9 protein-coding genes and 1 pseudogene are annotated in these 11356 nt (G+C 63.8%); 5 read left to right on the top strand and 5 right to left on the bottom strand.

What is annotated here, in order from left to right:
* Both DH10_RS37350 and DH10_RS30430 read left to right on the top strand, forming a co-directional pair.
* Window positions 1-152, top strand: a pseudogene (locus DH10_RS37350) (methyltransferase); the annotation flags it as partial.
* 178 nt (window positions 153-330) lie between these two features.
* Window positions 331-1419, top strand: a complete 1089-nt coding sequence (locus DH10_RS30430; RefSeq protein ID WP_192245901.1) for a hypothetical protein — start codon at window positions 331-333, stop codon at window positions 1417-1419.
* Between the two features lie 27 nt (window positions 1420-1446).
* Here the strand turns inward: DH10_RS30430 and DH10_RS30425 are convergent, their stop codons facing one another.
* Together DH10_RS30425 and pgi are read right to left on the bottom strand one after the other, a co-directional pair.
* A complete protein-coding gene (locus tag DH10_RS30425) occupies window positions 1447-2169 on the bottom strand; it encodes an HAD family hydrolase (RefSeq protein ID WP_192245903.1) in 723 nt (240 codons plus the stop codon).
* Window positions 2170-2174: 5 nt separating this feature from the next.
* Complete coding sequence (gene pgi / locus DH10_RS30420; RefSeq protein ID WP_192245905.1) at window positions 2175-3818, bottom strand: glucose-6-phosphate isomerase; 1644 nt, start codon at window positions 3816-3818, stop codon at window positions 2175-2177.
* 302 nt (window positions 3819-4120) lie between these two features.
* Here pgi and pdxR point away from each other — a divergent pair, with 302 nt between their 5' ends.
* Together pdxR and DH10_RS30410 are read left to right on the top strand one after the other, a co-directional pair.
* Window positions 4121-5614: a MocR-like pyridoxine biosynthesis transcription factor PdxR gene (gene pdxR / locus DH10_RS30415; protein ID WP_192245907.1), complete on the top strand. Its 1494-nt coding sequence runs from the start codon at window positions 4121-4123 to the stop codon at window positions 5612-5614.
* Between the two features lie 225 nt (window positions 5615-5839).
* The gene (locus DH10_RS30410) at window positions 5840-7429 is read left to right on the top strand and encodes a trimethylamine methyltransferase family protein (protein ID WP_192245909.1); all 1590 of its coding nucleotides are present in this window, start codon (window positions 5840-5842) and stop codon (window positions 7427-7429) included.
* Window positions 7430-7558: 129 nt separating this feature from the next.
* Here the strand turns inward: DH10_RS30410 and DH10_RS30405 are convergent, their stop codons facing one another.
* The gene (locus DH10_RS30405) at window positions 7559-7957 is read right to left on the bottom strand and encodes a hypothetical protein (RefSeq protein WP_192245911.1); all 399 of its coding nucleotides are present in this window, start codon (window positions 7955-7957) and stop codon (window positions 7559-7561) included.
* Window positions 7958-8082: 125 nt separating this feature from the next.
* Window positions 8083-9888, bottom strand: a complete 1806-nt coding sequence (locus DH10_RS30400; RefSeq protein WP_192245913.1) for an IlvD/Edd family dehydratase — start codon at window positions 9886-9888, stop codon at window positions 8083-8085.
* A 149-nt stretch (window positions 9889-10037) separates the two neighbouring features.
* Between DH10_RS30400 and DH10_RS30395 the strand changes: the two genes are divergently transcribed.
* Entirely contained in the window at window positions 10038-10487 is a 450-nt protein-coding gene (locus DH10_RS30395) for an SRPBCC family protein (protein WP_192245915.1), read from the top strand.
* 15 nt (window positions 10488-10502) lie between these two features.
* On the opposite strand, the gene DH10_RS30390 is transcribed toward DH10_RS30395, so the two are convergent.
* A partial coding sequence (locus DH10_RS30390; RefSeq protein ID WP_192385670.1) for an Mrp/NBP35 family ATP-binding protein occupies window positions 10503-11356 on the bottom strand: 854 nt, incomplete at its 5' end.

Genomic DNA, 11356 nt, shown 5'->3' with positions numbered 1-11356 from the left:
CCGCCGGCATCGAGGTGCTGGTCGGCGACCCCGGCCGCGCCTGGCTGCCCGGGCCGCGGCTTCGCCTGCTTGGCGAGTATCAGGTGCCTGATGTCGGCGGCGGCGCGCCGAAGCCGAGCGGAGTGTTTGCCTTTGTGCCCAACAATCGCTGAGGCCAAGTTCAAAACCGATCGCTGACCGATTTTCGACCCTTTGCAGACGGAGCTGCCGGAGCTATTGTCCGGCGGCGGGATCAAAGGCTGTAAAGCGTCCGGATAAATGGCGCATCGCCTTGCCGTACAAAGTCTCAACCTTCGTAGTCGATTGACATAGCAGCTTTGCGAGCTGCGCTTGAGCTTGATCAACACGCCTGCACACATAGACCCAGAACTGTTTTCCAAGTTTCGTTTGCCCAGTCGAGGTTCCGGCAATCCCGACCCTATGACCAACCCTGTCTGGACATGGGCAGTTGAGCGCCGTCTCACCGGCCACCGTTTGAATAAAGCGTTCGGCGGCCCATATTCCAAGGATGTAGGGCCGTGCTGGAGCTTCCACCGTTACGGTCGCACTGAAACAAACCTGCCAGACGGTCGCCTTGTCAGGATCGGCGGCGAATATGAAGATTGGTACGACCCAGATTTTTACATCTACAATGATGTGATTGTGACTGATGCCGCGGGTCGCACCGAGATTTTCGGTTACTCGGATAAGGTCTTTCCACCCACCGATTTCCACACGGCAAATCTCGTTGACGACCGTATAATTATAATCGGGAACCTGTCTTATCCGTTTGTTCGGGCACACAAGGTGCAAGTGCTCGCATTGGACCCGACAAGCTATCGCATGGACCGCTTCGACACGACCGGCGAGGCTCCGCCATGGATTCACAACCACTCTGCGGAACTGGTGGAAAATGGTGGCGCGATCCTGGTTCGCGGCGGGCTCTTGTGTGGGCCGCAGTGGCCTGCATTGATCGAAAACATCGACGATTGGCGCCTAGACATCCAAACGGGCTACTGGGAACGCCTGACCAGGCGTCTCTGGCCGCGATTTGCATTCGTTCGCGCCGATGGCATGCCTAATCATCTCTATTGGCTGCGCAGGCTTCTTGAGGATCGTGTCAGCGGCAGGAGCGAGGACAAACGCGGTTTTCGAGCCGAACGCCTTCGCGATCTCGGTGCCAACCCGCGACTGGATTTGCTCGAGACGTTGTACACGCCCGACATACCTCACTCGAAGATTACGGACGAGCATCGTGTCCATCGCCTGTGCGTCGAGGGCGGCACCGTGCGCTATGTTGAGGGAAGTGGCGACATAAAGCTCACGGTGGAAGGTATCCTTCCCAGTCAGACGGTGGAGATAATCCGTTTGGACCTGCTGACCAAACTGGAGGCCATTGAGAATGCGACGATCGACTGTACCCGCATGGCAGTCCGATAGTTCCGAGGCGTCCAGTGCCGTTGGTCCTTAGATTGTCTCCTTAACCCGCGCCGACAGGAAATCCGGCAGGTCGGCGACCGAGTCCAGGATGACGTCGGCCATCGGCGACAGCGAGTCGCGCGTGCCGGTACCGGAAAGCACGCCGATCGCCAGTCCGCAGCCGCCGGCGCGCGCCATTTCGAGATCGTGGCGATTGTCGCCGACCATGGCGATCTCGCCGGGCTTCAGCCCCGTCAGATCGCAGAACGCGACGACGGTATCGGGCGCCGGCTTCGGGTTCGCCACCGCATCATAGCCGAAGGCGGCGTCGAAGAGCTGCGCGACACCGAGCGTGGCGAGCGTCTTCTCGGCGCCGCTGGTGGAATCGTTGGTGGCGACGCCCAGCCGGAAGGATCGCTTGTGCAGGGCCCGCAGCGACTCGACGATGCCGGGCAGCGCGACCGCCATAGCCGAGCCCTGCACCGAGGTGATCTCGTTGAAGCGGGAGACGGCCAGCATCTGGTCCTCGTCTGACAGGCGCGGGAACCAGAGCTCGACGACATCCATATTCGAGCCGGAAGCAAAGATCGAATCGGGCTTGAAGCGCTTGCTGGCGAAATCGAAACCCGCCGCAGCGAGCAACCTGTCCGCCTTCCAGCGATCGCCCTCGGCGGCGTCCATGGCCATGAAATCGGCAATGCCGAGCCATGTTGCGTTAAAGTCGACAAGCGTGCCGTCCTTGTCGAACAGAATGCCCTTGATATCCGCCAAACCTTTTACTCCGCGCCGCGCAATTGGTGGATATGAGCCACCAATCCGGCAGTCGAGGCGTCGCGTTTTGCGGCAGTCTCCTTGCCTTCCACGACAGGCAGCAGGCCTGTCGCCAATTCCTTGCCGAGTTCGACACCCCATTGGTCGAACGAGTTGATGTTGAACAGCGTGCCCTCGACGAAGACGCGGTGCTCGTAGAGCGCGATCAGGCGACCGAGCGTGCGCGGATCGAGCTTCCGATAGAGGATGGTGAGCGAGGGACGGTTGCCCGAGAAGACACGGTGCGGCGCGATGCGGTCGACATCGGCCGGCTTCATGCCCTTGGCCAGCATCTGCGAGCGCGCCTCTTCCAGCGTGCGGCCCTTCATGAAGGCCTCCGACTGCGCCAGGCAGTTGGCAAGCAGGAGGTCGTGGTGGTTCTTCAACTCGGGTTCATGGCCTATCGCGGCGGCGAGAAACTCCACCGGGATGACATCGGTGCCCTGGTGCAAAAGCTGGAAGAAAGCATGCTGGCCGTTGGTGCCGGGCTCGCCCCAGACCAGCGGGCCGGTTGGCGTGGTCACCACGCCGCCGTCCAGGGTCACGCTCTTGCCGTTCGATTCCATGTCGAGCTGCTGCAGATAGGCCGGCAGGCGCGACAGGCGCTGATCGTAGGGAATGACGGCGCGTGCCGGATATTTGCAGACGACCCGGTGCCACCAGCCGATCAGCCCCAGCAATGCCGGCAGGTTCTTCTGCAGGGGTGCTGAGCGGAAATGCTCGTCCATCTCATGCGCGCCGTCGAGGAAGGCGCGGAAGTTGCGTGGGCCGATGGCGATCATCACCGGCAGGCCGATGGCGCTCCAGACCGAGTAGCGGCCGCCGACCCAGTCCCAGAAGCCGAAGACCCTGTCCTTTTCGATACCAAACTTCGCCACCAAATCGAGCGCGGTCGAGACGGCGGCGAAATGCTTGCCGATTGCCTCCTTGCCCAGCGCCTTTTCCACCCATTTGCGCGCCGTCTCGGCATTGGTCATCGTCTCGACCGTAGTGAAGGTCTTGGAAGCGACGATGAACAGCGTCGTCTCGGGCGAAAGACCCTTCAGCGTGTCGTGGATGTGGGCACCGTCGACATTGGAGACGTAGTGCGCGCGCGGCCCGTCATGATAGGGCGCCAGCGCCAGCGTCACCATCGCCGGTCCGAGATCCGAGCCGCCGATGCCGATGTTGACGATGTCGGTGATCTTCTTGCCGGTGGCGCCGGCCGCCTTGCCCGAGCGGATGGCATCGGCGAAGACGCCCATGGCGTCGAGCACCGCAATCACCTCGGCCTTGGTGTCCTGGCCATCGACCACGACACCCTTGCCGGTCAGGTTGCGCAGCGCCGTGTGCAGCACGGCGCGGTCTTCGGTGACGTTGATTTTCCTGCCTTCGAACATCGCGGTGCGACGTCCCGCGAGATCGGCGGCGCCGGCGAGCTTCTCCAGCATTGCCATGGTGTCGGCGTCGACCGCGCATTTCGACCAGTCGAGCAGAAGATCGCCACCGGTGGCGGAAAACCTTTCGAAGCGCTTGGGATCGGCGGCGAAGGCCTCGCGCATGGTGCCCTTTGCTGCCGCGCGCTGATCACGCAACGCGGCAAGTTGCTTGTCGAAGGCTGACTGATCCACTGGCGGGCTCCTGGCGGGTTTTTAGACCATTTTAACAGGCCGGATGTTTCCGGCGCGTGTCGGCGCGTCATTCTATTGAGCCGATTTCGATTTATTCAAGCGCGGCGATGCCGCAGCGCATCACGCTTTGATGATGCGCTGCAATACAGTTTCGGGGGGCGATGGATCACTTTCGTGACCAATGGATCACTGGCATAAATCCCAGCGATCAGAAAAATTGATTGGCGCAACCCCTTGTGCCACCCCTACACTCGACTGGTCCAGCCAAGTGAAAACAGCTGGCCATCCGAGGAAGATTTCCCATGCCACAGCGCAATGACACGGCCATATGGTCCGGCCTGTTCCGGATTTCGGCCGAATCCGGACAAACCCTCCAGGCTCAGATCCGCCAGGCGATCGTCGCAGCCATCCTCGACCGACAAATCGCCGCTTCGATGCCGCTGCCGTCCTGCCGGATTCTGGCGGAAAAACTCGGGGTTGCCCGCGGCACGGTGGTGCTTGCCTTCCAGCAGCTGGTCGACCAAGGCTTCCTGGTGGCACGCGAGCGGCGCGGCCATTTCGTCAACCCTGACGTGCTGGCCACACCCGCCAAGCCGCACCAGAAGGCGCCCGACCAGCAGAACGAGATCGACTGGAAGGCACGCCGGCAGATCGCCGCCAGCGACATGCCGCCGCCGGCCAAGCACGACAACTGGATCAAGTCCTCCTATCCCTTCGTCTATGGCCAGTTCGACCCGGCGCTGTTCCCGACCGCCGAATGGCGCGAGTGCAACCGCATGGCGCTCGCGGTGTTGGAGATCCGCAACTGGGCGTCCGACATGGTGGACCGCGACGATCCGCTGCTGATCGAGCAGATCCAGGCCCGGCTTTTGCCGCGCCGCGGCATCTTCGCCAATCCGGACGAGATCATCGTGACGCTGGGCGCGCAGAACGCGCTCTACATGCTCGCCTCGCTGCTGATGACCAAGGGCTCCAAGGTGGCGATGGAAGACCCCGGCTATCCGGATGCCCGCTCGATCTTCCGGCTGGCCGGCGCCGATATCCAGCCGGTTCCGGTCGACCAGTCGGGCATCGTGACCTCGGCAATCCCGAGCGATTCCGGCTTTGTCTTCGTTACCCCCAGCCACCATTGCCCGACGATGGTGCCGCTGTCGGCGGAGCGGCGGCAGGATCTTCTGGCGCGGGCCAATCGCAACAATCAGATCATCATCGAGGACGGCTATGACAGCCAGCTTCTCGACGAGGCGCCGCAGCAGGCGCTGAAGAGCCTCGACCGCTCCGGCCGCGTCGTCTATGTCGGCTCGATGTCGAAGACGCTGGCTCCGGGCTTGCGGCTTGGCTATATCGTGGCCTCGGCCGGGCTGATCGCCGAGCTTCGCGCGCTCCGCCGCTTCATGCTGAGACACCCGCCGGCGAACAACCAGCGCGCGGTGGCGCTGTTCCTGTCGCTCGGCCATCACGAGGCGCTGGTGCGCAGGCTCTCCGCCGCCTTCGACGAGCGGCGCAAGCGTCTGGTCCATGCGATTTCCGCTTTCCTGCCGGAGTGGCGCTCGACCGACTCGGCGGGCGGCACATCGCTCTGGCTGGAAGGGCCGCGCGGCACCGATTCACGAGGGCTTGCCGAAGCGGCCGCGTCGCGAAGCGTCATCATCGAACCCGGCGACCGGTTCTTCGACCGCAGCGAAAAGCCCTCTCGTTTCATGCGTTTGGGCATCTCCTCGATCTCGCTGCAGCACATCGAGCCCGGCATCCGCGAGCTCGCCACCGCAGCCGGCCGCAGGCCCGCAGCAGCCTGACCGCCGACGGATCATGAAAGGGAGCCGGCCCGCGCCGGCTCCCTTTTGCTTTGGCACCACCTCTCTCCCTGCTTTAGCACCCTGGCATATTCGACGGGACAGACTGGCTCATAGGCTGTACCAATGCCGGCGGCATAGTCGAGGCACAAAGGGGACGAGGCAGGCCGATGGTGGACCAACCGCCACGCATCCTGCCCCTGAAAAGCTAAAGGTGGAGTGCTTTCCATGTCAGTGGCTCTTGAGAAGCAGGAAGCGTCGTCGGACCAGCGTTCGCGGCGGTCCGGCGGGCGCGAAGCGCGCCGCGCGATGCGGGCGGCGCCGCTCGCGGACGACATCCGTCCGGTGCGGCCAGGCCTCGAAGGCGGCAGCTACGGGCCATTGAGCCAGGACGACCGCGAGCGCATCCATGAGGCGGTGCTGACGCTTCTGGAGACGGTCGGCTTCGCCAATGCCATCCCCTCCTGCATCGAGGCGCTGACCAGGATCGGCGGTACCTATGGCGACGACGGGCGCATCCGCCTGCCGCGGGCGCTGGTGCTCGACACGATCAAGAAGGCCGCGCGCCACTTCACGCTCTACGGCCAGGACGCCAAGCACGACATGCTGATCCAGGGCAAGCGCGTGCATTACGGCACGGCGGGCGCCGCGGTGCATCTGGTCGATGTCGAGAAGCGCGAATACCGCGAATCGCAGCTGCAGGACATCTACGACGCCGCCCGCCTGGTCGATGGGCTCGACAACATCCATTTCTTCCAGCGCACCATGGTGCCGCGCGACATTCCCGATCCGCTCGAGATGGACTTCAACACGCTCTATGCCTGCGTGATGGGGACATCGAAGCATGTCGGCACCTCGTTCACCGTGCGCGAGAACGTCAAGCCGGCGCTGGATATGCTCTATGCGATCGCCGGCGGCGAGGAGAATTTCCGGGCGCGGCCTTTCGTGTCCAACTCGAACTGCTTCGTCGTGCCGCCGATGAAGTTCGCCGAGGACGCCTGCGGCGTGCTCGAAGCCTGCGTCGAGGGCGGCATTCCGATCCTGCTCTTGTCGGCCGGCCAGGCCGGCGCCACGGCTCCCGCCGCGATTGCCGGCGCCGTCGTGCAGGCGGTGGCCGAAGTGCTGATGGGCCTCGTCTACGTCAACGCGATAAAACCCGGCCATCCGGCGATCTTCGGCACCTGGCCGTTCGTCTCCGACCTCAGGACCGGCGCCATGTCCGGCGGCTCGGCAGAGCAGGCGGTGCTGACCGCGGCTTGCGCGCAGATGGCGCAATATTACGACCTGCCGGGCGGCTCGGCCGCCGGCATGACGGACTCGAAGCTGCCCGACATCCAGTCCGGTTACGAGAAGGGCATCACCAATGTGATGGCGGGTCTGTCCGGCCTCAACCTGGTCTATGAATCGGCCGGCATGCATGCTTCGCTGCTCGGCTTCTGCCTCGAGAGCCTGATCATCGACAACGACATGCTCGGCCACTGCCTGCGCTGCGTGCGTGGCATCGAGGTCACCGACGATGCGCTGTCGATCGACACCATCGCCGACGTCTGCCTCAAAGGACCGGGCCACTATCTCGGCAATGAGCAGACGCTGAAGCTGATGCAGACCGAATATTTCTATCCCGCTGTCGGCGACCGCTTCTCGCCGAAGGAGTGGAACGAGAAAGGCCGGCCCGACATATTGCAGCGGGCGATCGCCGAGAAGAAGCGCGTGCTGGCCGAACGCTTCCCGCGGCACGTATCGCGGCTCGTCGACGACAAGCTGCGCGCCCGTTTCGGCGAGATGATCAAGCTGCCGCGCAACAAGATGGGCGGCTAATATTCAGGTGAGGCCGGTCTGCAAACGTCATTTTTCTGCGCTTCCGGTGCTCACGTACTTCAAGTACGCTCCGCTCCGGTTCTCGGAAAATACCGTTTTCGACTCGCCCTGACCTGAATCTCAAGCATCCTACTCCGCGCTCAGTCCGTAGCGCTCGACGACTTCGGCGTTGATCAGCTTGGCGTGCAGCGTCATCAGCACGATCTGCGCATCAAAGCTGTCGCCGGCTTCGAGCGCGGCCTCGATGCGGCGCTCGGCTTCCAGCGTCAGCTCCCTGCCATTGGCTTGCTCGAAGGTTTCAGGCCCGGCGATGCAATAGCCGCAGAGTTGCGCCACCGACGCATAGGCCTCGGGCGGCGGCTCGTCCGGCCAGCAGTCGTTCATCAGGTTGACGATGGTAAGTTTCACGCCCTCGGGCACCAGCGCCGGATGCAGATCGGCCTGGCGCAGCGCGTCGTCCAGTTGGCGCAGCTCGCCCGAGCGGCCAAACATGCCGAGGAAGCCGAGGGAAGAGCGCCGCTTGGCCATGATGGTCCTGTGTCCTCAACCAGCCGGTATAGGGCCTATCTGGATGCGCCGTGCGGCTGAAACAAGGGCATAAGAAAGGGCGGCCCGCGCTTCGCGAGCCGCCCTTTGATTCCCGAAGCAAGAGCTCAGTGATTGTCGCGCGGCACACCGCTGGTGTGGGCGACGTCCTGGTACTTAACCGCCGGCTTCAGCACCATGCCGGCCGAGAACTGGTCGACCATGCCGCGCTGGATCTCCTGCCACGGCGTCTGATGCTTGGGATAGTGATAGCCGCCGTTGCCCTGCAGTTCGGCCCGCCGCCTGGCGATCTCCTCGTCGCTGACAAGGATGTTGGCCGTGCCCTTCCTGAGGTCGATGCGGACGCGGTCGCCGGTCTTGAGCAGCGCCAGGCCACCGCCGATTGCGGCTTCCGGCGAAGCGTTGAGGATCGACGGCGAGCCGGACGTGCCGGACTGACGGCCGTCGCCGATGCAGGCCAGCGAATGGATGCCCTTCTTGATGAGGTAGGCCGGCGGCTGCATGTTGACCACCTCGGCGCCGCCCGGATAACCGACCGGGCCGGCGCCGCGCATGAACAGGATCGTGTGCTCGTCGATGCCTTGCGCCGGATCGTCGATGCGGGCGTGGTATTCCTCCGGACCGTCGAAGACCATGGCGTTGCCCTCGAAAGCTTCCGGATCGTTCGGATTGGAGAGGTAGCGCTCGCGGAATTCGGGCGAGATACCGCTGGTCTTCATGATAGCGGAATCGAACAGATTGCCCTTGAGGTTGATGAAGCCGGCATTGGCCTTGAGCGGCTCGTCGAGGCTGCGGATCACTTCGCGATTCTCGTTGGCGGCATCGCGGCAGTTTTCGCCCATCGTCTTGCCGTTGACGGTGATCGCGTCGGGATGCGGGAGCACGCCGCCCTTCATCAGCTCGGCGACAACCGCCGGCACGCCGCCGGCGTGGTGATAGTCCTCGCCGAGATACTCGCCTGTCGGCTGCAGATTGACCAGGAGCGGTACGTTGAGGCCGACATTCTGCCAGTCGTCATTGTCGAGCGGCACGCCGAGATGACGGGCAATGGCGTTGAGGTGGATCGGTGCGTTGGTCGAGCCGCCGATCGCCGAATTGACGACGATGGCGTTCTCGAAGGCCTTGCGGGTCATGATGTCGGAGGGCTTCAGGTCCTCATGCACCATGTCGACGATGCGCTTGCCCGTCTCGTAGGCGATCTGGCCGCGCTCGCGATAGGGCGCGGGTATGGCGGCCGAGCCCGGCAGCTGCATGCCGAGCGCCTCGGCCAGCGAATTCATGGTGGTGGCGGTGCCCATGGTGTTGCAATAGCCGGTCGACGGCGCCGAGGACGCAACGATGTCCATGAACTCGTCATAGTCGATCTCGCCGGCCGACAGGCGCTGGCGCGACTCCCAGACGATGGTGCCGGAACCCGTGCGCTTGCCCTTGTGCCAGCCATTGAGCATCGGGCCGACCGAAAGCGCGATCGCCGGAATGTTGACGGTGGCCGCCGCCATCAGCAACGCAGGCGTGGTCTTGTCGCAGCCGATGGTGAGCACCACGCCGTCGAGCGGATAGCCGTAGAGCACCTCGACAAGGCTGAGATAGGCGAGGTTGCGGTCGAGCGCGGCGGTCGGGCGCTTGCCGGTTTCCTGGATCGGATGGCACGGGAACTCGAACGGAATGCCGCCCATCGACACGATGCCTTCGCGCACGCGCTTGGCGAGCTCGAGGTGGTGCCGGTTGCAGGGCGAAAGGTCGGAGCCCGTCTGGGCGATGCCGATCAGCGGCTTGCCCGACATCAGCTCGGCGCGCGTCAGCCCGTAATTGAGGTAACGCTCGAGATAGAGCGCCGTCATGCCCGGATTGTCGGGATTGTCGAACCACTCCTGCGAGCGAAATTTCTTCTTCTTGGTGGGGGCGCCTGCCATGGTGGTCTCCGTATTTGTATGACAAATCGATATGACAACGCGCGGAAGCAGGCAAGAGGTTCAAGCGCCGCGACCCCGCACTTTGGTGCGATAGACAGATAAAGGGCCGCGCGCTAGGACCAATCGACATCGGCAATCGGGAGGTCTTGATGGCTTTGATGATCGAAGGCGAGGAGCGGATCGCCGCACCCGTCGCGAAAGTGTGGGAAGCGCTCAACGATCCGGACATCCTCAAGCAGGCGATCCCCGGCTGCCAGAGCCTGGAAAAGAAATCGGACACCGAGATGACCGCGACGGTGGTGCTCAAGATCGGGCCGATCAAGGCGACTTTCAACGGCGAAGTGACGCTGAAGAACCTCAAGCCGCCGCATTCCTATACGATCCAGGGCGAAGGCAAAGGTGGCGTCGCCGGCTTCGCCAAGGGCGGCGCCGATGTGACGCTGACCGCCGACGGTGCGGACACGACGGTGCTCAAATACGCCGCCAAGGCGGATGTCGGCGGCAAGATCGCACAGCTCGGCAGCCGGCTGATCCAATCGACTTCGAAGAAGCTGGCCGGTCAGTTTTTTTCGACTTTTGGCGAGAAAGTCAGCGGTTAGCCCCGACGCAGGCGGTCACTCGAATACGATCGAGGGCACGGCGGCTTCTGCCGCGCCGCGTTCCTCCTGGACTCTTTCCCAAACCTTTTTGGCGATGTCGCGATAGATCTTCGCCTCGGCGCCGTCCGGCTTGGATGCGACCACCGGTGCGCCGGCGTCCGAGCTTTCGCGGATGCCCATTTCGAGTGGCACCTCGCCAAGGAAGGTGACGCCAAGCCGCTCGGCCTCGCGGCGGGCGCCGCCATGGCCGAAGATGTCGTAGCGCTTCCCGGTGTCGGGGGCGAGGAAATAGCTCATGTTCTCGACGATGCCGAGCAGCGGCACGTCGACTTTCTTGAACATGTTGAGGCCCTTGCGGGCATCGATCAGCGCGAGGTCCTGCGGCGTCGAGACGATGACGGCGCCGGCAAGCGGCACCTGCTGGGCCATGGTAAGCTGGGCGTCGCCGGTGCCGGGCGGCATATCGACCACCAGCACGTCGAGCGGTCCCCACTCCACTTCGCGCAGCATCTGGGTGAGCGCCGACATCACCATCGGGCCGCGCCAGATCATCGGCGTCTCCTCGTCGACGAGGAAGCCCATCGACATCACCTTCAGGCCGTAATTCTGCATCGGCTTCAGGACCTTGCCGTCGACGGTCTGGGGCCGGCCATGGATGTTGAGCAGCCTCGGCATCGACGGCCCGTAGATATCGGCGTCGAGCACGCCGACGTTCAATCCATTGGCGGCCAGCCCGAGGGCCAGGTTCACGGCGGTCGTCGACTTGCCGACGCCGCCCTTGCCGGAAGCCACCGCGATGATCGCGTCGATGCCGGGCACGCCGCGCTTGCCGTGGCTGTGTGAGGCAGGCGCCTGCGGGGCGGCACGCT

The sequence above is a fragment of the Mesorhizobium silamurunense genome, from assembly GCF_014843825.1.
In the GTDB taxonomy this organism is placed as follows: domain Bacteria; phylum Pseudomonadota; class Alphaproteobacteria; order Rhizobiales; family Rhizobiaceae; genus Mesorhizobium; species Mesorhizobium silamurunense.
This window is presented reverse-complemented; position numbering and strand designations above follow the sequence as displayed.

What these genes read in the sequence shown, in the direction of transcription:
- DH10_RS30395 (WP_192245915.1), top strand. Translation starts at nt 10,038, where the DNA reads ATGGCTTTGATGATCGAAGGCGAGGAGCGGATCGCCGCACCCGTCGCG.
- DH10_RS30405 (WP_192245911.1), bottom strand. Translation starts at nt 7,957, where the DNA reads ATGGCCAAGCGGCGCTCTTCCCTCGGCTTCCTCGGCATGTTTGGCCGC.
- pdxR (WP_192245907.1), top strand. Translation starts at nt 4,121, where the DNA reads ATGCCACAGCGCAATGACACGGCCATATGGTCCGGCCTGTTCCGGATT.
- DH10_RS30400 (WP_192245913.1), bottom strand. Translation starts at nt 9,888, where the DNA reads ATGGCAGGCGCCCCCACCAAGAAGAAGAAATTTCGCTCGCAGGAGTGG.
- DH10_RS30410 (WP_192245909.1), top strand. Translation starts at nt 5,840, where the DNA reads ATGTCAGTGGCTCTTGAGAAGCAGGAAGCGTCGTCGGACCAGCGTTCG.